Origin of the sequence: Streptomyces sp. NPDC001292 (assembly GCF_042896465.1) — a bacterium.
Classification (GTDB): domain Bacteria; phylum Actinomycetota; class Actinomycetes; order Streptomycetales; family Streptomycetaceae; genus Streptomyces.
The window spans coordinates 13572-38363 of record NZ_JBIAXG010000033.1 but is presented as its reverse complement, the minus strand read 5'-3'; the positions used below and the strand labels follow the sequence as shown (position 1 = coordinate 38363).

Below are 24792 nucleotides of genomic sequence, written 5' to 3'. Positions count from 1 at the left end.
ATCCCCCGGCCGCCCCCTCCAGGAGCCTCCAGCCGGCGTGTGCCGATTCGGGAAGCCCGCTGCCGGACCCCGAGCCGTGCACAGGCCTCCCGGCCCCGACAGACACCCCGCAGACACGCGCCCAGGCCGCCACCGACACAGCCCCCACCACGCCACCGACCTGAGCAAGCCGACCCGGACCCCACCCGTACACGGCCCCACCCGGCACCCCAGCCCCCAGCCGGCCCCCCGACCCCCACCAGGCCTCCCACAGACACGCGCCCAGGCCGCCGGCGACGCGGCCCACGGCACACCCGCACGCGGCCCGCACACACCACCGACCGCACCCGACCCGACTCGTGCGCGGCCCGCACTTCCGGCCTCCGGCCGGGGGCCCTGACGTCCGGGGCCACCAAGCCCCGCCGACCTGGCAGGCGGCCGCAGGAACCCGTCAGCACCCATCAAGCCGTCCTTCGGGGCCCGCGGTGCGTCAAGCCCGGGCCGGGACCCCCGTCAGGGCTGTCACCACCGGGTCCAGGGCCTGGTGTATCTCGTCGCCTACGGAGCGGAAGAACGTCAGGGGGGCGCCGTAGGGGTCGTAGACCTCGTCGGCCTCGGCGGTCGGGGCCAGGAGCCACCCGCGTAGAGCGGCGGCGGCACGGACCAGGGCGCGGGCGCGTTCGACCACGCCGTCCTCCAGGGGCGGCAGCGTGGCCGGGTCTATCGCCTTCACCAGGCGGGTGAACTCCTTGAGCGTGAAGGTGCGCAGGCCGGCCGAGTGGCCCATGGAGATGACCTGGGCACGGTGGTCCAAGGTCGCGGTGAGCACCAGGTCGGCGCAGATCACGTGCTCGTCCAGCAGTTCCCGGCCGGTGAAGCCGGAGGCGTCCGCGCCGAAGTCGGCCAGCACGGTCTCCGCGTTGGCCTCCATCGGCGCGCCCTCGTGGCCCCAGGTGCCCGCGCTCTCCACGATCAGCCCGCCGCCCCGGGGATCCCCGAGCCGGTCCGCCACGAAGTGCCGGGTCAGCCGCTCGGTGATGGGCGAGCGGCACACGTTGCCGGTGCTGACGTGCAGGATGCGGAAGGTGTCGCCTATGCCACGCCCCGCGTCAGGGGCCGTCAATTCGCCACCTCGAGGTCGGGTACCACCTTGCGCAGCTCCTCCGGCGACAGGGCGCCCTCGCGCAGCAGCAGGGGCACCTTGCGGGTGACGTCGACGATGGAGGACGGGACGTTGCCGGGGGTCGGGCCGCCGTCGAGGTAGACGGAGACGGAGTCGCCGAGCATCTCCTGCGCGGCGCCGCAGGTCTCCGGCGCGGGGTGGCCGGTCAGGTTCGCCGACGACACGGCCATCGGGCCGACCTCCGTGAGCAGTTCGATGGCGACCGGGTGCAGCGGCATCCGCACGGCGACCGTGCCCCGGGTGTCCCCGAGGTCCCACTGGAGGGACGGCTGGTGCCGGGCGACCAGCGTCAGCGCGCCCGGCCAGAAGGCGTCCACGAGTTCCCAGGCCATCTCGGAGAAGTCCGTGACCAGGCCGTGCAGCGTGTTCGGGGAGCCGATGAGGACGGGGGTGGGCATGTTGCGGCCCCGGCCCTTGGCGGCGAGCAGGTCGGCCACGCCCTCGGAGGAGAACGCGTCGGCGCCGATGCCGTAGACCGTGTCGGTGGGCAGCACCACGAGTTCGCCCCGGCGGACGGCGGACGCCGCCTCGCGCAGACCCGTCACGCGGTCGGTGGCGTCGTTGGTGTCGTATCGCCGTGCCATTGTCAGCGGGCCTCCTCGTACACGTACTGCTGGTCAGAAGTCCTGATGGGGGTCACGGCAGCGCCTTGCGGGCGGTGGCGAACCGCGGCCGGTTGTTGAGGTCGGGGTGGTCGGCGGCGTCGGCCCAGCCCCGCTCCTCGGTGAAGATCCACGGCACCTGTCCGCCCTGGGTGTCGGCGTGCTCGACGACGACGACTCCGCCGGGCCGCAGCAACCGGTGCGCGGTGCGCTCGATGCCGCGGATCAGGTCGAGACCGTCCTCCCCGGAGAACAACGCCAGCTCCGGGTCGTAGTCGCGGGCCTCGGGGGCGACGTACTCCCATTCGGTGAGCGGGATGTACGGCGGGTTGGAGATGACGAGGTCGACCTGGCCGTCGAGGTCCCGGAAGGCCGTCCGGGCGTCGCCCTGGCGCAGATCGACCCTGGACCCCTCCGTGTTCTTGCGGGTCCACTTCAGGGCGTCCTCGCTCAGCTCCACGGCGTGCACACGCGAGCGCGGCACCTCCTGGGCCAGGGCGAGCGCGATGGCCCCCGAGCCGGTGCACAGGTCGACGATGCACGGCTCGACGACGTCCATGGCCCGTACGGCGTCTATGGCCCAGCCGACCACGGACTCGGTCTCCGGCCGGGGCACGAACACCCCTGGCCCGACCTGGAGTTCCAGGTACCGGAAGTAGGCCCGCCCGGTGATGTGCTGGAGCGGCTCGCGCTGCTCGCGCCGGGCGATGACCTCCCAGTAGCGGGCGTCGAAGTCGGCGTCCTTCACGGTGTGCAGCTGGCCCCGCTTGACACCGTGCACGAACGCGGCGAGTTCCTCCGCGTCGGTGCGCGGCGAGTCCACGCCCGCGTCGGCCAGCCGCTGGGTGGCCTGCGCCACCTCCGCGAGCAGCACGCTGCGGGGACTCGGGGGCCGCCCCCCGGATTCTTGCTGCACGCTGGTCCTCCGTTGATGCTCGTACGTGCGCACGTCCCGCGTGCGCACGTGTCTTACGCGGCCGCGAGCTTGGCGGCCGAGTCCGCGTCGACGCAGGCCTGGATCACCGCGTCCAGTTCGCCGTCCAGGACCTGGTCCAGGTTGTACGCCTTGAAGCCGACGCGGTGGTCCGAGATGCGGTTCTCCGGGAAGTTGTAGGTGCGGATCTTCTCGGAGCGATCGACGGTGCGGACCTGGCTGCGGCGCGCGTCGGCGGCTTCCCTCTCCGCCTCCTCCTGCGCCATGGCGAGCAGCCTGGAGCGCAGGATACGCAGCGCCTGCTCCTTGTTCTGCAGCTGGCTCTTCTCGTTCTGGCAGGAGGCGACGACTCCGGTGGGCAGGTGCGTGATGCGCACCGCGGAGTCGGTGGTGTTGACGGACTGGCCGCCGGGCCCGGAGGACCGGTAGACGTCGATGCGGAGGTCGTTGGGGTTGATCTCCACGTCCACCTCCTCGGCCTCGGGGGTGACCAGCACACCGGCCGCGGAGGTGTGAATACGGCCCTGGGACTCGGTGGCCGGCACCCGCTGCACGCGGTGCACCCCGCCCTCGTACTTCAGCCGGGCCCACACGCCCTGGCCGGGCTCGGTCTGCCCGCGGCTCTTCACCGCGACCTGGACGTCCTTGTAGCCGCCCAGCTCGGACTCGGTGGCGTCGATGATCTCGGTCTTCCAGCCGACCCGCTCGGCGTACCGCAGGTACATGCGCAGCAGGTCGCCGGCGAACAGGGCCGACTCGTCGCCGCCCGCGCCCGCCTTGATCTCCAGGATGACGTCCTTGTCGTCGCTGGGGTCGCGCGGAATGAGCAGGAAGCGCAGCTTCTCGGTCAACTCCTCGCGCTGCTGCTCCAGCTCCTTGACCTCGGCCGCGAAGTCGGGGTCCTCCGCGGCGAGTTCGCGCGCGGTGTCGATGTCGTCGCCGGTCTGCCTCCAGGAGCGGTACGCGGCGACGATCGGGGTGAGCTCGGCGTAGCGCTTGTTGAGCTTGCGCGCGTTGGCCTGGTCGGCGTGGACCGACGGATCGGCGAGCTGCTTCTCCAGGTCGGAGTGCTCGGCGACGAGTTCCTCGACGGCCTCGAACATCTTTAGGCTCCTGTACTGCCTGTACTGCTGGGGTAGGGGAAGGCGGGCGACCAAAAACGCCGGTCCCGGCGCACCCCGCGGTGGGGGTACGGCCGTGGACCGGCGAAAAGGGGCTCGCTACTTCTTGGAGCCGGCGGCAGCCTTGCCGAAGCGGGCCTCGAAGCGGGCCACACGGCCACCGGTGTCGAGGATCTTCTGCTTGCCCGTGTAGAACGGGTGGCACTCGGAGCAGACCTCGGCCCGGATGCTGCCGGACTCGATGGTGCTACGGGTGGTGAACGACGCGCCGCAGGTGCAGCTGACCTGCGTCTCGACGTACGCGGGGTGGATGTCGCGCTTCAAGGTGTCTCCTATGTTCCGGGAGGGCGCCGGGTCGCAGCCGCGGGATGCGGAGCGTGAACCGGAGCCGACGTACCAGTCTGCCAGGACTGGGGCCATCCCCCAAAACCGGGGGTGAGGGTCGTGTATTCCCCGCGGGTCCGTGCGGGGCGGGGGTGGGTTTCCCGCGTGCCGGGGTGCCGCGTGTTCGCCATGGTCGGGTGCGGGTTGACCGTGGCTTGCCGCTCGGTTCCCCGCGGCCCTAGGGGGCGGCGCTCACCACTCCACTCGCCTTGCCGGTGGCCGTGCCTTCGGTGGCCGTCCTGGGGATGGGCTTGTCGTTCCTCAGGGCGTTCCAGATCTGCGCGGCCTTGGCCTTCTCCAGGAGGACGCGGTTCGGGTCGGCCGGGTCGTACCGCACCGGCATCGTGACCATGGTCATGCGGGAGGAGCTGATGCCCTTCAAGCCGTCGGCGAAGGCGATCAGGGAGTTCACCGAGCCGAGGTCGGAGTCGGCGGTGACGGTCTTGGTCGCGGTGTCGGCGAGGTCGTAGAGCTTCTTGGGGTTGGTGAGGACACCGAGGTGCTTGACCTGGTCGGCCAGGGCCTTGACAAAGGCCTGCTGGAGCTGGATGCGTCCGAGGTCGGAGCCGTCGCCGACGCCGTGCCGGGTGCGGACCAGGCCGAGGGCCTGCTGTCCGTCGAGGGTGTGCGTGCCGGCCTTGAGGTCGAGGTGGCTGCGCGGGTCGTCGATGTTCCTCGTCGTGGTGACCCGGACTCCGCCGAGTTCGTCGACGAGCTTCCGGAAGCCGCTGAAGTCGACCTCCAGGTAGTGGTCCATGCGCAGGCCGGTCATCGACTCGACGGTCTTCACCGCGCAGGCGGCACCACCGGTGGAGTACGACTCGTTGAACATCGCGTCGTGCGCCGCGGCGTGCGTGCCGCCCTTGGCGTCGGTGCACTCGGGGCGGTCGACGAGGGTGTCGCGCGGTATCGAGACCACGCCGGCCCGTTTGTGGCCCTGGTCGACGTGCACGATCATCGCCGTGTCGGAGCGGGCGCTGCCGTCGTCGGTACCGCCGCCGAGTTTCCTGTTGCCGCCGGCGCGGGTGTCGGAGCCCAGGACGAGGATGTTCTCGGAGCCGTTGTCGGCCTTGGTGGGCCGGTGGCCGCCGAGGGCCTGGTTGATGTCGATCGTCCTGAGATTGCCGTTGAGCTTGAAGTAGAGGAAGCCGGCCCCCGCGCCACCGAGCACGACGATCCCCACGGCGGTCCAGGCCATGGCCGTCAGGGCCCTGCGCCGCCCGGTGGGGGGCTTGCGACGGCGGCCCTTGGCGCGGTGGCGGGGCCCGGTGCCGCCGGACCCCCCTGGTGTGCCCGGTCCTCGCGTGCTGTCGGCAGGCATGCGCTCCTCGGCTCTCGTGTCTACGGTCGGTTACCCCCTGCGGTCGGGGTCAGGCCCCGGTCTGTTCTCGGTCGATGGACCCGTACCGCACTATCGTCGCTCGTCCGGTCAGACGGGGGAACTCGGGAAAGGGTTGCACAACGCTCTGTGTCCACCACATGCGGACATAGGCACCATGCCAGGCTGTGTACCCCTTGGTAACCCAGCTCACCTGCGGTGACGCAGGACCGGACGGCGTCGTGGCGAGCCCGGGCGAGGCGCGGTGTCTGTGGCGAAGGTCTCGTAGGCCTCCACAACGGCGGAAGGCCGCCCCCTGGAACAGGGGGCGGCCTTCCGTACGCCTCTTACCGTCTTTGCCGGCTTACCCGGTGGAGCGCCTAGTCGCCATTGCCGGGAGCCGGGGTGGTCTTCTGGATCTGCATCAGGAACTCGACGTTCGACTTGGTCTGCTTCATCTTGTCGAGGAGCAGCTCGATCGCCTGCTGCTGGTCGAGCGCGTGCAGCACCCGGCGCAGCTTCCAGACGATGTTGAGCTCCTCGGCGCCGAGCAGGATCTCCTCCTTGCGGGTGCCGGACGCGTCGACGTCCACCGCGGGGAAGATGCGCTTGTCGGCGAGCTTCCGGTCGAGCTTGAGCTCCATGTTGCCGGTGCCCTTGAACTCCTCGAAGATCACCTCGTCCATGCGGGATCCGGTGTCCACCAGCGCGGTGGCGAGGATGGTCAGCGAACCGCCGTCCTCGATGTTGCGGGCCGCACCGAAGAACCGCTTCGGCGGGTACAGGGCCGTGGAGTCGACACCACCGGACAGGATCCGGCCGGAGGCCGGGGCCGCAAGGTTGTACGCACGGCCCAGACGGGTGATCGAGTCCAGCAGCACGACCACGTCGTGACCCAGCTCCACCAGGCGCTTGGCGCGCTCGATGGCGAGCTCGGCGACCGTGGTGTGGTCCTCGGCCGGGCGGTCGAAGGTCGAGGAGATGACCTCGCCCTTGACCGACCGCTGCATGTCGGTGACCTCTTCCGGACGCTCGTCGACGAGGACGACCATCAGGTGGCACTCGGGGTTGTTGTGCGTGATCGCGTTGGCGACCGCCTGCATGATCATGGTCTTGCCGGTCTTCGGCGGGGCCACGATCAGACCGCGCTGGCCCTTGCCGATGGGCGAGACCAGGTCGATGATCCGGGTGGTCAGGACGCCGGGGTCGGTCTCCAGACGGAGCCGGTCCTGCGGGTACAGCGGCGTCAGCTTGTTGAACTCCGGCCGCCCACGGCCGTGTTCGGGCGCCATGCCGTTGACGGAGTCCAGCCGGACCAGCGCGTTGAACTTCTCGCGGCGCTCGCCCTCCTTCGGCTGGCGGACCGCACCGGTGATGTGGTCGCCCTTGCGCAGGCCGTTCTTGCGGACCTGGGCGAGGGAGACGTACACGTCGTTGGGACCCGGCAGGTAGCCCGACGTGCGGATGAAGGCGTAGTTGTCGAGGATGTCCAGGATGCCCGCGACCGGGATCAGGACGTCGTCCTCGGCGATCTGCGGCTCGGAGACGTCGTCGCGGCCACGGCGGCCACGGCGGTCGCGGTAGCGGCCGCGACGGCCCCGGCGGCCGCCCTCGAAGTCGTCGTCGTCCTGCTGACGGTCCTGCCGGCCGCCGCCCTGCTGCTGGCTCTGCTGGCGCTGCTGCTGACCGCCCTGGCCCTGCTGGTCGTCGCCCTTGCCGCGGCGGTCACGGTCCCGGCCGCGCTCACGGCGGTCGCGACGGCGGCCCTCGCCGCCGTCACCGGCGTCGCCCTGCGACTGCTGCTGGGCCGGGGTCTCGGCCTTCGGCTCGCTCTTCGCCTCGGCGGCGACGGTCTCGGCGCTGCCCGCCGGGGCGCCCGCCTCGGCGGTGGCCCGGCGCCGGCGGCGCTCGGCCGGAGCGTCCTCGCTGGCCGGCTGGCCGGGGATCTCGATCTGCTGCTGCGCCACGGCCTTGGCGGGGGCGCCTGACTGCTCCACCTCGTTCGAGAGCTTGGCGGAGGGGGCCTCGGCCGCCTTCTTCGCGGACGCGGCCTCCTCGCCCGTACGGGCCCGGGAGGTGGTGCGGCGCTTCGGCTTGGTCTCGGTGGCGTCGCCCGCGGCAGGCGCGGCCTTCGCGGCGGGGGCGCCCCCGGCCGCCTGCGCCTCCTTGATGACCTCGATCAGCTGGCTCTTGCGCATACGCGCGGTGCCCCTGATGCCGAGGCCGGAGGCGACCTGTTGCAGCTCGGCCAGCACCATGCCCTCGAGGCCGGTACCGCGGCGCCGCCGGGAGCCGGCACCGGTGGCAGGCGCGGAGGCGTCCGTGGCGGGCGCGGCAGCGGTCTCCTCGACACGTGCGCCCATCAGATCGGTGGTGTCGCTCACGAAGGGTCCTTCCCTGGAGCGGACGTCGGCCTGTCTGGCTCGGCGACCGGTTGTGCTGTCCGGCTTCGGTCCTTGCTGGTGAACCGTGCCGGGGCGGTGGTCCGCCCAAAACGGCGGAAGAGATATCTGGTGATTGGCGCTTCCTCGACCATCAGCGGCACCGAGTGTCACTGAGTCACGTGGCGTGGTCGCACCGATTCCGGAGCGTGCCCGGCGGACCGCTCAGTGTGCGCGTACGAGGTACTGCCCAGGTACGACGTACACCACACAGTGCGGCTTGGGGGGCTCCCGGAGGAATGTCTGTCCCGGACGGGGACACGAGGCACCTCGCCATGGTGGGCCGGGTGCAGACTTGAGGTTAACACTACCGGATCCAACAAACATTCCCCCTCTCGAAATCCGGCAACCGCCGACTTTCAGATCTCCCCGCCTGCCGCGAGCGGCAGTACACAGGCTCCCTGCAGGTCGAGACTCAGCCGGTTGGCGGCCCAGTCGGCGCCCGCCAGTTGCTCCACCTTGTCCGCGGTGCCGGCGTCCGCCAGCGCCATGACGGTGGGCCCGGCGCCGGAGATGACCGCGGGGATGCCGTCCGCCCGCAGCCGCTCCACCAGCGCCGCACTCTCCGGCATGGCAGGGGCGCGGTACTCCTGGTGGAGACGGTCCTCGGTGGCCGGCAACAGCAGCTCGGGGCGCCGGGTGAGGGCCTCGACGAGCAGGGCGGCGCGGCCCGCGTTGACGGCGGCGTCCACGTGCGGCACGGTGCGCGGCAGCAGGCCGCGCGCGGTTTCGGTGAGCACCGGCTTCCCCGGCACGAAAACCACCGGAACGATGGAATCGGAGGGCTCCATCCTGATGGCCCGGGCGGCTCCGGCCTCCATCCAGGACAGGGTGAACCCGCCCAGCAGACAGGCCGCCACGTTGTCCGGGTGGCCCTCGATCTCGGTGGCCAGCTCGAGCAGCGCCGCGTCGTCGAGCCTGGCCTCGGCGCCTATGGTCACGGCGCGGGCCGCGACTATGCCGGCGCAGATGGCGGCGGAGGAGGAGCCGAGGCCGCGGCCGTGCGGGATGCGGTTGGCGCAGACGATCTCCAGGCCGCGCGGCTGTCCGCCGAGGACGTCGAAGGCGGTGCGCAGCGAGCGGACGAGCAGGTGCTTCTCGTCCCGCGGCAGCGTCTCGCTGCCCTCGCCGGCGATGTCGATGTGCAGCCCGGAGTCGGCCACCCGGACCACGACGTCGTCGTAGAGCCCCAGCGACAGGCCGAGGGCGTCGAAGCCCGGGCCGAGGTTGGCGCTGGTGGCGGGGACGCGCACCCGGACGGCGGCGGCGCGGAACGCGGGACCGGCCATCGCTCGTTGACTCTCCTTGAGCTGCGTGATGGTCGAATGACACTCGACAGGAACGGGGAAGACCCTCAGGCCGCAGAGACGGCGCACCACCGCCACCTGCGTGGGCGTGTGCGGCGGTCGGGTTCCCTACAGCCTATCGAAGGAAAGTTCAGTGGCGACATAGGGCGCACGGGAGGCGCACGATGCGTGTCGCAAGCCCCCTGTGCCACCCTCCTCCGAAGTCTCTTGAGACTACGCCTCCGCACGCCACGCGGTTGCGTACCTTGCGCGGGGTGCACGCGTTGCGCCGACCGGGCGAAATGGGCCGGCCGGGCCGGGCCGTCAACGGAGGGTGCCGCCGACGGGGGCGCGCTCAGGCACCGACCGACCGCGGCCGACCCGCCCCGAACCCACATGCACGACCAGCGCGGACCGTGCGGATCCGGCACCCGGAGCCACTGCGGTCCGTCGGCGACGACCGACCGGCACCGGCCCCTGCGGAGCCGGACGCGGTCGATCGTCGCCGACGGTACGGGCCGTGCGGTCAGGCCAGGCCCAGGCGTTCGGCCGCCGTGGCCGCGTCGACCGGGACCGTGACCGGCTGGGGTGCGCCGGCGACGGCCCAGTCGGGGTCCTTGAGGCCGTTGCCGGTGACCGTGCACACGATGCGCTGGCCGGGGTCGACCTTGCCCTGCTCGGCGGCCTTCAGCAGGCCGGCCACCGACGCGGCGGACGCCGGTTCGACGAAGACGCCCTCCTGCGCCGCCAACAGCCGGTAGGCGCGCAGGATTTCACGGTCCGTCACCTCGTCGATGGCACCGCCGGACTCGTCGCGCGCGGCCAGGGCGTACGTCCAGGAGGCGGGGTTGCCGATCCGGATCGCGGTGGCGATGGTCGACGGGTCCTTGACGACCTCCCCGCGCACGATCGGCGCACTGCCGGAGGCCTGGAAGCCCCACATGCGGGGCGTCCTGGTGGCGACGCCGTCCGCGGCGTACTCGCGGTAGCCCTTCCAGTAGGCGGTGATGTTGCCCGCGTTGCCGACCGGCAGGACGTGGATGTCGGGGGCGTCGCCGAGCATGTCGACGATCTCGAAGGAGGCCGTCTTCTGACCCTCGATACGCACCGGGTTGACCGAATTGACCAGCGCCACGGGGTAGTTGTCGCTGAGCGCGCGGGCGAGCGTGAGGCAGTCGTCGAAGTTGCCGTCGACCTGGAGGATCTTCGCGCCGTGCACCAGCGCCTGACCCATCTTGCCGAGCGCGATCTTGCCCTGCGGCACCAGCACCGCGGAGACCATCCCGGCCCGTACGGCGTAGGCGGCCGCGGAGGCGGACGTGTTGCCGGTGGAGGCGCAGATGACGGCCTTCGCGCCCTCCTCCTTGGCCTTGCTGATCGCCATCGTCATGCCGCGGTCCTTGAAGGACCCGGTCGGGTTCGCGCCCTCGACCTTGAGGTGGACCTCGCAGCCGGTGCGCTCGGAGAGCACCTGCGCGGGCACGAGGGGCGTACCGCCCTCACGGAGCGTCACGACCGGCGTGCTGTCGGACACCGGCAGCCTGTCCCGGTACTCCTCGATGATTCCGCGCCACTGGTGGGTCATTGCTGGTTACTCTCCTTCAACCCGCATGATGCTGGCGACACCCCGCACGGTGTCGAGCTTGCGCAGCGCCTCCACGGTCCCGCCGAGGGCGGCGTCGGAAGCACGGTGGGTGACGACGACGAGGGAGGCCTCGCCGTCCTTGCCCTGCTGGCGAACAGTGTCGATGGAAACCCCGTGCTCGGCGAACACCGTGGCGACCTGGGCGAGCACACCCGGTTTGTCGGCGACGTCCAGGCTGATGTGGTAGCGCGTGACGACGTCGCCCATGGACGACACGGGCAGCGCCGCGTACGCCGACTCGCCGGGCCCGGTGGCCCCGTTGAGCCGGTTGCGGCAGACGGCGACGAGGTCGCCGAGCACGGCCGAGGCGGTGGGCGAGCCGCCGGCGCCGGGCCCGTAGAACATGAGCTGCCCGGCCGCGTCGGACTCGACGAACACGGCGTTGTAGGCGCCGCGCACGGAGGCCAGCGGGTGGGTGAGCGGAATCATCGCGGGGTGCACGCGGGCGGTGACGGACCCGCCGTCCTCGGCCCGTTCGCAGATGGCGAGCAGCTTGATGGTGCAGCCCATCTCCTTGGCGGAGACGAAGTCCGCGGCGGTGACCTCGGTCATGCCCTCGCGGTAGACGTCGTCGAGCCGTACGCGCGAGTGGAAGGCCATCCCGGCGAGGATGGCGGCCTTGGCGGCGGCGTCGAACCCCTCGACGTCGGCGGTCGGGTCGGCTTCCGCGTACCCGAGCGCGGTGGCCTCGTCGAGGGCTTCCTGGTAGCCGGCCCCCGTGGAGTCCATCTTGTCGAGGATGAAGTTGGTGGTGCCGTTGACGATGCCGAGCACCCGGTTGACCTTGTCCCCGGCGAGGGACTCGCGCAGCGGCCGGATCAGCGGGATGGCGCCGGCGACGGCGGCCTCGTAGTAGAGGTCCCTGTCGTTCGCCTCGGCGGCGGCGTGCAGCGCGGCCCCGTCCTGGGCGAGCAGGGCCTTGTTCGCGGAGACGACGGAGGCGCCGTGCTCGAAGGCGGTGGTGATCAGCGTCCGGGCCGGCTCGATCCCGCCGATGACCTCGACCACGACGTCGATGTCGCCGCGTTTGACGAGTGCGGTGGCGTCGGTGGTGACGAGGTCGGCGGGGATGCCCTCGCGCACCTTGCCGGGGCGCCGCACGGCGACCCCGGCGAGCTCCACCGGGGCCCCGATCCTGGCTGTGAGGTCGTCGGCGTGCGTCGTCATGATGCGCGCCACCTCTGAGCCGACAACCCCACAGCCCAGCAGCGCCACCTTCAGCGGACGCGTACGCATCATCCGACCTCGTTTCCTCATACCGTCTTCGGTTGGACCAGTCTCACTCACCGGACCGGAGTTTCCGCTATTTGTCCGGATCGTGAGACGTTTATTTCATTTTCGTCGGCCCGGAAGACAGGAGATCTTCCGGCCGCTCCGTGCCACTGTCACCGTTGTCGGCGTTGTCGGCGTTGTCGCCGTCATCGCCGTCGTCGCCGTCATCGCCGTCGTCGCCGTCATCGCCGTCATCGCCGTCATCGCCGTTATCGCCGTCATCGCCGTCGAGCGTCATCCGACGTCGAGCGTCATCCGACGTCGAGCCGCAGGAGGTCCTCCTCCGTCTCCCGGCGGACGATCACCCGGGCTTCCCCGCCCGCGACGGCGACGACCGGCGGACGCAGCGCGTGGTTGTAGTTGCTGGCCATGGACCGGCAGTACGCGCCCGTGGCCGGCACGGCGATGAGGTCACCGGGTGCCAGGTCGGCCGGCAGAAAGGCGTCCTTGACCACGATGTCCCCGCTCTCGCAGTGCTTGCCCACGACCCGGACGAGCATCGGCTCGGCCTCGGAGACGCGGGAGACGAGCGCGACGCTGTACTCGGCGTCGTAGAGCGCCGTACGGATGTTGTCGGACATGCCCCCGTCCACGGACACGTACGTCCGCAGCCCCTCCAGCGGCTTGATGGTGCCGACCTCGTAGAGCGTGAAGGCGGTGGGCCCGACGATGGCGCGCCCCGGCTCGACGGAGATGCGGGGCGTACGGAGCCGGGCGGCCTCGCACTCACGGGTGACGATCTCGGTCAGCGCCTTGGCGATCTCGTGCGGCTCACGCGGATCGTCGTTGCTGGTGTACGCGATTCCGAGCCCGCCGCCGAGGTCGATCTCCGGCAGCTCGACCCCGTGCTCGTCCCGGATGTCCTTGAGCAGCCGTACGACGCGGTGCGCGGCCACCTCGAACCCGGACATGTCGAAGATCTGCGACCCGATGTGGGAGTGGATCCCGATGAGTTCGAGCCCGTCGAGCTGGAGGGCCCGCCGTACGGCCTCGGCGGCCTGTCCCCCGGCCAGCGGGATGCCGAACTTCTGGTCCTCGTGCGCGGTGGCGATGAACTCGTGCGTGTGCGCCTCGACACCGACCGTGATCCGGATCTGCACCCGCTGCCGCTTCCCGAGGGACTGCGCGATGTGGGCGACCCGCACGATCTCCTGGAAGGAGTCGAGCACGATCCGCCCGACCCCGGCCTCGACGGCCCGCTGGATCTCGTACGGGGACTTGTTGTTGCCGTGGAAGGCGATCCGCTCGGCCAGCATTCCGGCCGAGAGCGCGGTGGCGAGCTCGGTGCCGGAGCAGACGTCGAGGTTCAGCCCCTCCTCGTCGAGCCACTTCACGACGGCCCGGGACAGGAACGCCTTCCCTGCGTAGAAGACGTCGGCGTCGTGCCCGAAGGCGTTGCGCCAGGCCCGGGCCCGGGCCCGGAAGTCGGCCTCGTCGAGGACGTAGGCGGGAGTGCCGAACCGTTCGGCGAGGTCGGTGACGGCGATACCGCCGACGGTCACGACGCCGTCCTCACGCCGGCCGACAGTCTGCGCCCAGACCTTGGCATCGAGGGCGTTGAGGTCGGCGGGCGGCGCGGAGTAGTGCCCCTCGGGCAGGACATCGGCGTGACGGGGCCCGGCGGGATGTGCGGAACGGCTCATGTCAGTGCGGCTCTCTGTGGGCTCTCTCAGAGGTGTTCGGGTGCGTCGATGCCGAGCAGGGACAGGCCGCCGGCCAGCACCGTCCCGGCGGCTTCGGCAAGGGCGAGCCGGGCGCGGTGGGCGGCCGAGGGTTTCTCCTCCCCGCACGGCAGCACGGTCGCGAGGAAGGGCAGCACGGCATCGGCGACGCTGACGAGGTGCCGGGCGAGAACGTCGGGAGCGCGGTGGTCCGCGGCGCGGGCGAGCACGCGGGGATGGTTGGCGAGCAGGGTGACCAGCTCGGACGGGGCCACATCGACGGGACCCGCCTCGGCGTCGAACCCCAGGTCGGCCGCATTGCGGCCGAGCGCCCGGGTGCGGGCGTGGGCGTACCGGACACGGAAGAGCGGGTTGCTCTCACGCTGCACGAGGTGCTCGTCACCGATACGGGGCCGATCGTGACCGGCGGGGTGGAGGAGGGCCCAGCGGGCGGCGTCGCGGCCGAGGGGGAGGGGGTCGGCAGGGGCGGGAACGGGCCGGATATCGACGCCGGGGAGGGGGTCGGCGGGGCCGGGAACAGGCCGGACACCGACGCCGGGGAGGGCGTCGGCAGGGACGGGAACAGGCCGGACACCGACGCCGGGGAGGGCGTCGCTGGGGGCATCGACGTGGGCGCCGAGGCCCAGGATCCGTTGCCAGTCGGCGGGGAGAGGACTGGTGCAGCTGACCCTTGCCGACTCCCCTTGGGACCGGAGGAGTCGCGCCACGACATCCGCGACGACGACGGCGCGGACCTCGCCGGCACAGCGCAGCTCGACGACCGCCCCGGTCGACCGTGGGACCCCGGTCGGCCGCGGGACGTACCCGTACCGCCCCCCGGACCGCCGGACGTCATCCACCAGCCGTACGAGGGCGGCCTCGGCGTCGGCGTCGCGGAGGCTGATGTTGAGGAACCCGGGCCCGGTGACGGCGACGTCGTCGATGCCGTCGAGGCCGAGCAGATGGCCCCGGAGCACTTGGGCGACGAGCGGGGCGGGCTGCCCGGCGGGCCGGGCGAGCTGGAGGGCGATGTTGGTGGCGTAGTCACCACAACCGCCGGGCCGGGGCGGCGTGACCACGACCCGCTCGGGCACGCTGACGCTCAGCTCCCCCACGTCGACAGCGCGACGGACCGCGCTGAGCACGGTACGGGAGAGCTCCACGGGGGTCACGGGACAAGCGTAGGGGAGGAGGGGGGTGGGTAAGCGAACTTATTTGGGCGCGGTATCGCCATGTGGACCGATACAGCCGGAACCTACCGAGCTGCGGCGGCGAAACCGCACGCCACCCCAACCCGCCGAAAGCCACGAAACGATCAGCCGCTGCTATGCCCGGCGGGCTCGGCCTCCCCTGCCCCACGAGCCCCACCTTCGATCAATCGCCGCACGAGTAGCACGAGTTCCGCCGGCTCGAAGGGCTTGGCGAGGAAGGCGTCGACCCCGACGTCGAGCCCGGCTTCGACTTCGTACTGCGAACAGGCACTGACGATGGCGAGCGGAAGATCACGGGTGAGCGGATCGGCGCGCAGCCGGGCCGCGGTCCGCAGCCCGTCCAGTCGCGGCATGACGACATCGAGCGTGACGGCATCGGGCCGCACCCGATGCACGACATCCAGACACTCGGCACCATCGGCCGCGGTCACGACCTCGAGCCCCTCAAGCTCAAGATTGACCCTGATCAACTGCCGGATGACCTTGTTGTCGTCCACAACAAGCACCCGACCCGAAGCGGCTGGCACCACTCAAGAGTAGGTCCGGACCGGCCACCGCGTCCGGCTTTTCCCCACTTCCACCCCGTCCGGGGGACCGCCCCCAGGGCCCCCACCGGAAAACGTTCATGACCACCCTCCCGGAACTGGTAGTGTTCTACCCGTCGCCGCGCAAACAGCGCGCCCGACCCGCCCCCGTAGCTCAGGGGATAGAGCAACGGCCTCCGGAGCCGTGTGCGCAGGTTCGAATCCTGCCGGGGGCACCGTTCATGAGGTGCCTAAAGACCCCGTCACCAGCGGAAACGCTGAGGCCGGGGTCTTCGCGTATGTGCAGGCGTATGCAGCGCTGAGCGGCCCTAGGTGTTCTGTCCACGGAGGTTGGTGACAGCGATCACTGACGTGTGATCTTGAAATGGGTGAGGGCCTTCTGGCTCGGTGTGGATTGCGACATCTGCACCGGCGACCAGAAAGGCCCTCATGCCGCACCGTAACGCACCGCTGACCGAGACCGGCCGTCTGCGGCTGGCCCGCTGCGTCGTCGAGGACAACTGGCCCCTGCGGCGGGCCGCGGAACGCTTCCAGGTCTCCGTGAGCACCGCCCAGCGGTGGGCCGGCCGCTACCGCACGCAGGGCGAGGCGGGCATGGCCGACCGCTCCAGCCGCCCGCATGCCAGCCCACGGCGGACCCCGACGCGTACCGAGCGGCGGATCATCAAGGTGCGCGTGCTGCGCCGGTGGGGACCGGCCCGGATCGCGGGCCTGCTGCGTCTGGTGCCGTCCATGACACGGCCGGTGGCCCGGTCCAGACGAGCGCGACAAGCCCGGCGAGCTGGTGCACGTCGACATCAAGAAGCTCGGCAACATCCCCGACGGCGGCGGCCACAAGGTGCTGGGCCGCCAGGCGGGCCGCAAGAAGCGTTCCGGCGCCGGCTACAGCTACCTGCACACCGCCGTCGACGACCACTCCCGCCTGGCCTACAGCGAGATCCACACCGACGAGAAGAAGGAGACCGCCGTCGGCTTCTGGTCCCGTGCGCAGGCGTACTTCGCCTCCTGCGGGATCACCGTCGAACGCGTCCTGACCGACAACGGCTCCTGCTACAAGTCCCGCCTGTGGCGCGATGCCCTGACCGCAGCCGGCATCACGCACAAGCGCACCCGCGCCTACCGGCCCCAGACCAACGGCAAGGTGGAGCGGTTCAACCGCACCCTGCTCGACGAGTGGGCCTACGCCCGCCCCTACCGCTCAGAACAGGAACGGCGCGACGCCTTCCCCCACTGGCTGCACACCTACAATCACCACCGCGGACACACCGCGCTCAAGGGCCAGCCACCCGCCAGCCGTGTCCCCAACCTCTCAGGGCAATACACCTAGGACGTGCCCTGTGGACTATTCGTGGACAGGATCTTGAAGCGTCTGCCCAGGTCAGCCGTCGCATGCGAGAGACCAATACCCGGTGTCCGGCCATACCTCCGGCGGCTCTGGCGGCTCTGGCGGCTCTGGATCCTCCTGCCGCTTCGCACTCCGCGCGTTCTCGTCTCCCAGTGCTGTCAGCCACGGCCAAAGATCCGGCAGTGGTTGCTCCGAGCAGGCCAGCCGGTGTTCGATACGACACCGCTGATACGGATCTGGCGGGCATATCCCGTAGACCGCTACCCGCCCGTCAGACAGCTCGATCCACCGATGCTCCGCCAGCACCGTATGGGCCAGTGGAGCCATGTCCGGCTCCAACAGCACCCAATCATGCTCCAGCGTCGCCACCCGCTCCCCCAACAGCCCGCAGTACGGACAGCGTGACTGCCCACCACCGAGCCGACGCGTCGGCTTGCCTCTCGGTTGCTCAGCCCCATCTGCACGAGCCGGGAGTATTCCTCCCGCTCACGCCGCAGCTTCACAGGCCCCTGAGCCTTGGGGCACTGGGCATCCTGAGCCGCGTACCCCATGCCTCACCGTCTCTCCGCTACTGCCAGGCGCGGACCAGATCTTCAGGCCCCCAGTGGGCCGCAAGCGGCAGACTGCCGGCCACACCGCTGCGGGACACCGCGACCAGCGGCGTGTCTGGCCCGGCACCGGGCACCGCGAGTACGTCCCGAGCCAGGGCGTCGTATTCACGCCGGCCGAACGGCTGGGACTCCAGCCACTTGATGGAGCCGACGAAGTGCACCGCGCCCGCGACGGGGGTTGGGGTCTCCCCTGCTCGAACGGAGTTGAGAGCTTGGGGAAGGTCGGTGCCGACCAGGTCGATCTCGGGGTTGTTCTGCCGGTTCCACCAGCCGCCGACCGCTTCAGTCTCCGGCCATCGCTCGTCGGGCAACAGCCGCAGCAGCGACTCGCGGATGAGCGGCTCGACCGCGCGCCCCCGCCAAGTGGTCCAGGACCGCTCGATGCGCTCCAGGGCCAGATCGCCCCGGCCGCGCTCGATGAGCGGGATCCCCCGCTGCAGGAACGCCAGCCAGAACCGGAGATACGGATCGGCGATGCGGTAGCGCTTGTTCTTGGTGTCGGCCTTTGCGGACAGCGGCAGGTCGGCCGCCAGAACCCGCTTGGCCTGCAGAGTGTTCAGCAGCGGGGACAGCGTGCCCGATGGCAGGGCACCTGTTCCCCCGGCCTGTGCAGCGATGGTGGAGAAGGTCCGCTCGCCGCTGCCCACCGCCTCCAGCACCGCCCGCGAGTGCGACGCCTCGGGGAACTCCCCCAGCAGCGACAGCTCGCCCGCCACCAGTAGCGGAGACAGCGGATTCGCCACCGCCTCGCGCAGGAAGTCGGCCCGGCCCACCCCTGGCCGCCACGACTGTACGATTTCCGGAAAGCCTCCGGTGATCAGCAGCGCGTCCACCGCGTCCGCCGCATCCAGCCCGGTCATGGCCTGCACATCGCCCAGGTGCAGCGGCCGTACGGTCATCTTCGCCGCCCGCCCGAAGAACGGGCGGCCGTACGACTGCAGCGCCTCCATCACCGACATGTCGCTGCCGACCAGGATGAGCAGGACCGGCTTGGCGGACAAGTGACGGTCCCAGACGGTCTGCAGAGCCCCCCTCGAACTCCGCGTCCTGCTCAACCAACCACGGCACCTCGTCGATCACCGCGATGCTCAGAGCGTCGTCCGGAACCGCGACGGCCAGTGAGCGCAGCGCCTGATTCCAATCCGCGGCCTGCAGCCCGGCCACCAGCTCCGCCCCCGGTAGGGCGGACTGGGCGAGCGCCCCGGTGAAGTCCGCCCGCTCGGCCACGGCGTTGCGGCCCCGGGACGCCTGGAATACCACGTACGGAACCCGGGACCGGTCACAGAACTCCTGAACCAGGCGAGACTTCCCCACCCGGCGCCGCCCGGTCATGATCACGGCCCGCCCACGGGTGGCACCCGTGCCCTCGATCACGAGGCCCAGCTGTCGAGCCAGCAGATCCAGGTCAGCCACCCTCCCTTTGAATTCCATCAGCAGCCCCATACCGACCGAAACACAGTTTCGATATTAGGTAGACTGAATCTTACTTAGATGGAAGCTCGCTTCCCATGCCCGCACGAACCCTGTCGGAAGCATGGACGGGCGCGCCCCACCATTTCGGGTCTTGGGCAGATGCGCCGGCATCGGTCCAACCAGAGAATCCCGCAGGTCACAGCCGGTCCAGCGCGACCAGCCCTTGCTTGCGGCTACCGCCGGGAGCCGAACCTGCGGTCAATCGCCGCCGACCTACCGATTCAGCCGGACAACCGTCTCGATCACCAGCTGCCCGCCGCCGACCAACGTCGCGTGTGTGCAGGCGCATGCCACCCGAAGTGGCCGTATGTCGGGGGCCATGGACGGGATCTTGAGGAATTACCGCAGGTGAGCCACGCTCTCCACGGTTCCCGTCTCCCGACAGGCAGGCCTGGCGTGTCAGAGGTGTGCGCTTGGATGAGCGGGTGAACGTTCATGATGTTGCTCGGCTGCTGCCCGAGATAGCCGTCCTCCGTGAGCACTGCCGTTCCCTGGCCATCCTGGAGGCAGTCCTGAGCCCTGAGTGGTCGGACCGCTACCACTCCTTCGACGATCACTGGTCCGGGAGGAAGTCGATGGCCTCGATGCGGAATGGGGCGGGCGACGAGTACTCGATCGTTTTCTCGCCCGCCGGCGCCTACGTCCGGGGATTCGATCACGAATCACCTATGAGTCCCTATGTAGGGGACGGGCCATGGCCCGGAGTGCTCGATGAGGTTCCTGACGTCTTCCGGCCGTGCGTTGAGGAGCCGGCGTTCTCGGATGAGGACGGGATGACTGTCATCACTGCATGTGTGTGGCGAGAGACGGGTGACGGTGGCTGGAAAGCAGGGACGATCGACTTTCCCGACGTGGCAACGGAAGATCCGGACGGCGCCGGGTACCTCTTCCAACTGTTGGTGGATCGCTCACCGGAAGCATTTCAGCAGTGGGCCGAGGACTACTACGAGGTCCCGGTCGACCTGGAGGCCGTTCGTCACGTCTTCTCTTCGCGTCCTCTGACCGAAGAAGTGGTGCGCGCATTGAACTCAGAGATCGTCCTGGCAGACCTCGCAGAGGACATTGCGGAGATTGGCTATCCGACGAGCTAAGACATAGAGCAACGACGAGGCCCCTGGACGGAATGCCAGGCGATCATCCCCTTTCCGGGGCCGCGGGTGCCGAGCGAGTACGCCAAGGTGCTGCACCGTGACCGGGCGCCAGCCAGGGCGGCCGTCCAGACGACGCCGCGGCCCAATCGCCCGTCCTTCTGATGGGCGACGTAGTGGTAGTAGTCATCGCCGTGGAGCCGGCCGGTGTGGGCACCCCTTCCCCTGCTGCGCAGCGGATCGTCCTCGGCCGCCCGAAGCCGTTTACGACGCTCCACTGGCGTGACCGTGACCAGGGCTACCGATACAGGCGGACAGCCGCCTCGATCACCAACTGCCCACCCCCGACCGACGACTTCCCCCGGTCCCCATGTCACGTGTCCCGGCCGCCCAGTAGCGGATGCTGCGGGCCCTCGTCGCGCCGAGGGTTGAGGGTCTCCTGGCACGGGAACCCGAGCCCGTTCCTCGCCGCGGTGGGCGTGTCATCGAATCGGTAACCGACCGGACATTCCTCGGATTCGGCAGTTCCGCGCAGCTCTAGATCGCTACCGTGAAGTCCAGTACGCGACGGAGGAGGAGCCCATGCGGGCGGACACGGTCGACCTGCGAAGGATCTTCGGCAAGGACGTCCGGTACACAGTGCCGCTGTTCCAGCGGCCCTATGTGTGGAACCGCGACGACAACTGGTCTGCGCTCTGGGAAGACATCCGCCGCACGATCGAGCGGGCCGAGGAGGCCGCGCAGGCCGAGGAGACGGTGGCTCCCCACTTCCTCGGTGCGGTGGTCTTCGACGAGGCGCCCTATCTGTCGTCGAACCTGGAGACCCGGCAGGTCATCGATGGCCAACAGCGACTGACCACCCTCCAACTGCTCCTCTTCGCGGCCCGGCTCTCCGCCATGTCGCTCGACCACGAGCGCTCCGTACGGCTGCTCAGCAAGTTCCTGGAGAACGACGAGGACTTGTTCGACCGGGCCAAGCATCCCGACCACCTCTACAAGGTCTGGCCGACGAACGCCGACCGCGACGAGTTCCGGGCCGTGATGCTCGGTCAGGGCGGTGACGGGCGGGTCGCGGAGGCCGTCGCCTACTTCCGGCAGGAGATCGACAGCTGGCTCGCCGAGGCGCCTGAGCCCCCGAAGCGTCTTGAGGCACTGGTGCAGACTATGCGGGAGCATCTGCGCCTTGTCATCATCGACCTGGAGAAACACGACGACGCACAGGTCGTGTTCGAGACGCTCAACAGCCGCGGCACACCGCTGGAACCTGCGGATCTGATCAAGAATCTGCTATTTCGCAATGCCGAACACGCCGGTGCCGCCGTCGATCGGCTCTACACCACCTACTGGGCACCCTTCGATCAGGACGAATGGCGCACCAAGCAGACCACCGGCCGTATCACACGCAGCCGTCTTGATGTCTTCCTGACCTACTGGCTCACGATGCGCAGCCGACGCGAGTTCACCGCCTCCGCATTGTTCAAGGAGTTCGAGCGCTGGCTTCACGAGTCCTCCGCCCTCACCGAGGAGGTCTTCGGCGAGCTCGCCCGGTACGCCGAGATCTACGACAGCATCGACCAGCATCCGCTGAGCGGTGTCGAGGGTCGTTTCCTGTACCGGATGAAGGTCATGCAGACTTCGACGCCGATGCCTTTGCTGCTCTTCCTCTACGGACTGCCCGGCGACGTGTTGCCCTTCGAGCGACGGCAACGGGCGATCCGCGCCATCGATAGCTACCTCGTGCGCCGGGCCATCCTCAATCTCAGCAATCGCGATTACAATCACGTCTTCCGCGAGCTCGTCGGGGCGGCGGCCCACCAACCGGAGTGCGCGGACGAGGCCATCATCAAGGCGCTGTCGGGCTTGCAGGGCCATCACCGGCAGTGGCCCACAGACACCGAGTTCCGCACCGCGCTCGAGCAGGACCCTCTTTACTCCCGCCTCTACCGCCACCGCGTCCGTGTCCTCCTGGAGGCATTGGAGGACGAGTTGCGCACCGATCACACCGAACAACTCACCGCCCCGGTCGGAGAGCATATTGGCGCGAAGCTGACCATCGAGCACGTCATGCCGCAGAGCTGGCGTGACAACTGGCCTCCCCTTGAGAACGATCCACTCGAAGGCGCCGACCGCGACGAGCTGGTTCACACGCTGGGCAATCTGACGCTGGTCACAGCTCGTCTGAACCCCGCTCTGGGCAACATGCCCTGGCAGGACAAGCGGCAATGGCTCAGCGAGCACAGCCTCCTGCGTCTCACCCACGGAACCCTGCTCAATCCTCCTCCGATGGTCGACATCAGCGACTGGGCCACCAGCTGGGACGAAGAGCGTATTCGCGCACGCGGAGGTTACCTGGCTTCCCTGGCTCTGAGTATTTGGCCATCAGCGGACGATCTGCTGCCGGTAGCTTCCGGGGTGACGGCGTGCTCTCCTGGATCGTCCTCGTCGTCAAGAAGCAACCCGCCTTCAGAACCGCAGCCGCTTCACGGCAGTGGCGTCAGGACACCGTCCGGGTCCCTGAAGTAGCTTCCGCTGGTCAGACCCTCCACCTTGGCATGCTGCAGCCACTGCTTCGACATGTGCTGCAGGGCCTCGGCCGAACGCTCCTCCCAGACCATGGAGTGGCCCGAGCCGGCGAAGCAGAACATCAGCTTCTTCGGCCCCTTGATGGCCTTGTACAGAGCCGGGACGGAGAAGCGTATGACTGGGGGAAGCGTCGCCGGGCTGTTCGCCTGCGTGTCCTGCTCTCCGTAGACGATGAGCACTGGCACCCGGTCGCCGAGCACGGGCGTGCCCGTCGGGTTCTCGTGCGGAACGGTCTCGTCATTCCATCCCCACCAATAAGTGTTCCGATAGCGCAGGACGCCCTCGTAGGCGCCGGGCGCCACTTCGGGGCCCCACTTGCTGGCCACGGTGTCGTTGTCCACGATCGCTTCCCACACCCGGTCCTCGATGCCGGGCTCACGCAGGTCGGGGCTGCCGTCCAGCCCGACCTTGAAACCCGTCTTGCTGCCGACGTTCATCGGAAAGCCGAACGTGACGGCCGGCTGCGAGACGGGCAGCGTCAGCGCCTCGGCAGGTCGCCCGAAGGGTTTCGCGGCGTTCTGCGACCACCGTCCCTGCCGAGGGAAGACGGGGGCCAGCAGGAGCAGGCTGCGGACGTCGCCCGGATGCTGGAGGGTGTAGGGACCCATGACGAACGCGGCCGCGGACCAGCCGATGAAGTGAATCGGCTTATCCCTGCGCGGGAGAGCCCTGATGAACTGGACGACTCGGGCCAGCTCGCCCCACTCGCTCTCGCTGTTCCCCAGTTGCTTGGCGTACGGCGGAGGCTGTGGGCACGGATACGGGAGGGGATTGGGGACCAGGACCTGTTGTTGCTGGGCCGGGTTGGCGTTGCACGGCTCGTCCATCACCGTTGGCCGCGTGGACCGTCCGTTGCCCTGGAGGTCCATGATGAACACGTCGTAACCGACCTGCGCCAGTTCCTGGGCCCAGCTGTAGCGGGTGGCGGAACCGCCCGGCACCGGGGCGAGGTCGAACCCCGCGAGCGCCGGCGTGCTCCTGCCGTGAAGCATCAGCACCGTTTTGGGGTCCTGGCCCCTAGGGGTCCCGTCCCACTCCCGCACGAACAGCTCTACTTGCGCGTGCTCGTTCGCCGGGATCCCGGATATGTGCGGGACCTTGTGGTCCGTGAGTATGGGCGCGGGCATGACTGTCTCCCGATGGACGGATGGGTGAAATCTCTTATTCTTCCTATTTACACCGTCCGCTTCCTGCTTCTGTCATGCAACTGGGCAGCTTGCAGGCGTAGTTGAGAGATCAATTGGAGCAACCGGGCAAACCTTGAATGCGAAACGGGTGGTGCCGCAGGACGGGTGGCGCAACCCAGAAGCAGCCGTCGAGGACAACACCTAAAGGCGGGCTTCGAGGCGCTACAGCGCCTCTGAACAGGCCAGTTAGCGAAACGCTGCTGGCGTATTAGTGCGCGCGAGTGAGAAGTAGCGCCGCGCCGTTCGTGTCAGGGCAGCCGGCACCCCTGATATGCAAAGTTGGCTGTCGAACGCAGATCGGAACAGGGGTGATCATGCGGGGCGCAGTCCGGCGTGTCGTATGCGGTGCTTCGGTGGTGGCCGTGGCCGTGTGGGGGGCGGCGGGGTGCCAGGTGAAGAAGGATCCGAGCCCGGACAAGCTGTATGGCGATGTCCACACGGGGGACTCCTCGCGCATGAGTGTTCCGACGGTACAGGTCGGATCTTCTGCCGTCGGCCGGGTGCGCGTCACCAATACCGAGGACCGGCCGGTGAAGGTCCGGAGCGTTCATACCACCGAAAGCGCCGCCGGGCCGATGTCCTACCAGTCCACGGGATCCGCGCGGCCGTCTCAGTTCTCTGCCAGTCTGGGGACCTGTGCTGGAAGGACGCTCAAGCCCGGCGAGTCCTGCGAGGTCGAGATCGTGTCCAAACCGACGGTCGCCGGGGTCAACACGGTGCTTCTGGTCATCGAGACTGATCCGCCCTCTGCGACCATCCGGGTGAAACTGGTGGGTCATGCGTCGAAATCGGGTGCCACCACCAAAGCACCGCCCAGCGAGCCGGAGAAGCCTACGTCCGAGTCGAGGAAGCCCTCTGCCGAGGAGACAAACTCCTCCACCACGCCAGAGCCCCAGAGGGACTCTTCCCCTCCCGTCCCGCCG

At 69.5% G+C, this 24792-nt stretch carries 18 protein-coding genes, 1 tRNA gene and 2 pseudogenes; 4 read left to right on the top strand and 17 right to left on the bottom strand.

The window, feature by feature from the left end:
• Window positions 1-469 precede the first annotated feature (469 nt).
• The 14 genes from ACFY4A_RS29250 to ACFY4A_RS29185 form a co-directional block, all read right to left on the bottom strand.
• Window positions 470-1102 carry a protein-tyrosine-phosphatase gene (locus tag ACFY4A_RS29250; RefSeq protein WP_390832338.1) on the bottom strand — a complete coding sequence of 211 codons (633 nt, stop codon included), beginning with the start codon at window positions 1100-1102 and terminating at the stop codon, window positions 470-472.
• Window positions 1099-1746 carry an L-threonylcarbamoyladenylate synthase gene (locus tag ACFY4A_RS29245; protein ID WP_390832337.1) on the bottom strand — a complete coding sequence of 216 codons (648 nt, stop codon included), beginning with the start codon at window positions 1744-1746 and terminating at the stop codon, window positions 1099-1101. The genes ACFY4A_RS29250 and ACFY4A_RS29245 overlap by 4 nt, the downstream gene beginning before the upstream one ends.
• A gap of 52 nt (window positions 1747-1798) precedes the next feature.
• The gene (gene prmC / locus ACFY4A_RS29240; RefSeq protein ID WP_390832396.1) at window positions 1799-2638 is read right to left on the bottom strand and encodes a peptide chain release factor N(5)-glutamine methyltransferase; all 840 of its coding nucleotides are present in this window, start codon (window positions 2636-2638) and stop codon (window positions 1799-1801) included.
• Window positions 2639-2733: 95 nt separating this feature from the next.
• On the bottom strand, window positions 2734-3801 hold the full coding sequence (prfA, locus tag ACFY4A_RS29235) for a peptide chain release factor 1 (RefSeq protein WP_390832336.1): 1068 nt from the start codon (window positions 3799-3801) through the stop codon (window positions 2734-2736).
• Window positions 3802-3918: 117 nt separating this feature from the next.
• Window positions 3919-4143, bottom strand: coding sequence for a 50S ribosomal protein L31 (gene rpmE / locus ACFY4A_RS29230; protein WP_141358350.1), 225 nt, complete (start codon window positions 4141-4143; stop codon window positions 3919-3921).
• A gap of 238 nt (window positions 4144-4381) precedes the next feature.
• On the bottom strand, window positions 4382-5524 hold the full coding sequence (locus ACFY4A_RS29225) for an LCP family protein (RefSeq protein ID WP_390832335.1): 1143 nt from the start codon (window positions 5522-5524) through the stop codon (window positions 4382-4384).
• A gap of 377 nt (window positions 5525-5901) precedes the next feature.
• Entirely contained in the window at window positions 5902-7905 is a 2004-nt protein-coding gene (gene rho / locus ACFY4A_RS29220; protein ID WP_390832334.1) for a transcription termination factor Rho, read from the bottom strand.
• A gap of 416 nt (window positions 7906-8321) precedes the next feature.
• Entirely contained in the window at window positions 8322-9251 is a 930-nt protein-coding gene (thrB, locus tag ACFY4A_RS29215; protein WP_390832333.1) for a homoserine kinase, read from the bottom strand.
• A 523-nt stretch (window positions 9252-9774) separates the two neighbouring features.
• Window positions 9775-10833, bottom strand: a complete 1059-nt coding sequence (gene thrC, locus ACFY4A_RS29210; protein WP_361417338.1) for a threonine synthase — start codon at window positions 10831-10833, stop codon at window positions 9775-9777.
• Window positions 10834-10839: 6 nt separating this feature from the next.
• The gene (locus tag ACFY4A_RS29205) at window positions 10840-12132 is read right to left on the bottom strand and encodes a homoserine dehydrogenase (RefSeq protein ID WP_390832332.1); all 1293 of its coding nucleotides are present in this window, start codon (window positions 12130-12132) and stop codon (window positions 10840-10842) included.
• A gap of 88 nt (window positions 12133-12220) precedes the next feature.
• Entirely contained in the window at window positions 12221-12403 is a 183-nt protein-coding gene (locus ACFY4A_RS29200) for a hypothetical protein (protein WP_390832331.1), read from the bottom strand.
• 13 nt (window positions 12404-12416) lie between these two features.
• Window positions 12417-13808 carry a diaminopimelate decarboxylase gene (gene lysA, locus ACFY4A_RS29195; protein ID WP_390832330.1) on the bottom strand — a complete coding sequence of 464 codons (1392 nt, stop codon included), beginning with the start codon at window positions 13806-13808 and terminating at the stop codon, window positions 12417-12419.
• Between the two features lie 26 nt (window positions 13809-13834).
• Window positions 13835-14998 carry an ArgS-related anticodon-binding protein NrtL gene (gene nrtL / locus ACFY4A_RS29190; protein WP_390832329.1) on the bottom strand — a complete coding sequence of 388 codons (1164 nt, stop codon included), beginning with the start codon at window positions 14996-14998 and terminating at the stop codon, window positions 13835-13837.
• Between the two features lie 143 nt (window positions 14999-15141).
• Window positions 15142-15567, bottom strand: coding sequence for a response regulator (locus ACFY4A_RS29185; protein ID WP_390832328.1), 426 nt, complete (start codon window positions 15565-15567; stop codon window positions 15142-15144).
• 158 nt (window positions 15568-15725) lie between these two features.
• Between ACFY4A_RS29185 and ACFY4A_RS29180 the strand changes: the two genes are divergently transcribed.
• Both ACFY4A_RS29180 and ACFY4A_RS29175 read left to right on the top strand, forming a co-directional pair.
• Window positions 15726-15797 (top strand) — tRNA-Arg (locus tag ACFY4A_RS29180).
• Window positions 15798-16011: 214 nt separating this feature from the next.
• A pseudogene (locus ACFY4A_RS29175) lies at window positions 16012-16909 on the top strand (IS481 family transposase).
• 51 nt (window positions 16910-16960) lie between these two features.
• Here the strand turns inward: ACFY4A_RS29175 and ACFY4A_RS29170 are convergent.
• Complete coding sequence (locus ACFY4A_RS29170) at window positions 16961-17404, bottom strand: DUF6083 domain-containing protein (protein WP_390832395.1); 444 nt, start codon at window positions 17402-17404, stop codon at window positions 16961-16963.
• Window positions 17405-17495: 91 nt separating this feature from the next.
• Window positions 17496-18969: pseudogene (locus tag ACFY4A_RS29165) on the bottom strand (ATP-binding protein).
• A 449-nt stretch (window positions 18970-19418) separates the two neighbouring features.
• Between ACFY4A_RS29165 and ACFY4A_RS29160 the strand changes: the two are divergent.
• Together ACFY4A_RS29160 and ACFY4A_RS29155 are read left to right on the top strand one after the other, a co-directional pair.
• Complete coding sequence (locus ACFY4A_RS29160) at window positions 19419-20102, top strand: hypothetical protein (RefSeq protein WP_390832327.1); 684 nt, start codon at window positions 19419-19421, stop codon at window positions 20100-20102.
• Window positions 20103-20681: 579 nt separating this feature from the next.
• Window positions 20682-22622: a DUF262 domain-containing protein gene (locus ACFY4A_RS29155; RefSeq protein ID WP_390832326.1), complete on the top strand. Its 1941-nt coding sequence runs from the start codon at window positions 20682-20684 to the stop codon at window positions 22620-22622.
• Here the strand turns inward: ACFY4A_RS29155 and ACFY4A_RS29150 are convergent.
• A complete protein-coding gene (locus ACFY4A_RS29150) occupies window positions 22580-23809 on the bottom strand; it encodes an alpha/beta hydrolase (RefSeq protein ID WP_390832325.1) in 1230 nt (409 codons plus the stop codon). The two genes, ACFY4A_RS29155 and ACFY4A_RS29150, sit on opposite strands and share 43 nt — an antisense overlap.
• Window positions 23810-24792 lie beyond the last annotated feature (983 nt).

Excerpts from the sequence above, each read along its gene's own strand:
- ACFY4A_RS29245 (WP_390832337.1), bottom strand. The coding sequence starts at position 1,746 with ATGGCACGGCGATACGACACCAACGACGCCACCGACCGCGTGACGGGT.
- prfA (WP_390832336.1), bottom strand. The coding sequence starts at position 3,801 with ATGTTCGAGGCCGTCGAGGAACTCGTCGCCGAGCACTCCGACCTGGAG.
- ACFY4A_RS29225 (WP_390832335.1), bottom strand. The coding sequence starts at position 5,524 with ATGCCTGCCGACAGCACGCGAGGACCGGGCACACCAGGGGGGTCCGGC.
- thrB (WP_390832333.1), bottom strand. The coding sequence starts at position 9,251 with ATGGCCGGTCCCGCGTTCCGCGCCGCCGCCGTCCGGGTGCGCGTCCCC.
- thrC (WP_361417338.1), bottom strand. The coding sequence starts at position 10,833 with ATGACCCACCAGTGGCGCGGAATCATCGAGGAGTACCGGGACAGGCTG.
- ACFY4A_RS29205 (WP_390832332.1), bottom strand. The coding sequence starts at position 12,132 with ATGATGCGTACGCGTCCGCTGAAGGTGGCGCTGCTGGGCTGTGGGGTT.
- ACFY4A_RS29200 (WP_390832331.1), bottom strand. The coding sequence starts at position 12,403 with ATGACGCTCGACGGCGATGACGGCGATAACGGCGATGACGGCGATGAC.
- lysA (WP_390832330.1), bottom strand. The coding sequence starts at position 13,808 with ATGAGCCGTTCCGCACATCCCGCCGGGCCCCGTCACGCCGATGTCCTG.
- ACFY4A_RS29155 (WP_390832326.1), top strand. The coding sequence starts at position 20,682 with ATGCGGGCGGACACGGTCGACCTGCGAAGGATCTTCGGCAAGGACGTC.
- ACFY4A_RS29150 (WP_390832325.1), bottom strand. The coding sequence starts at position 23,809 with ATGCCCGCGCCCATACTCACGGACCACAAGGTCCCGCACATATCCGGG.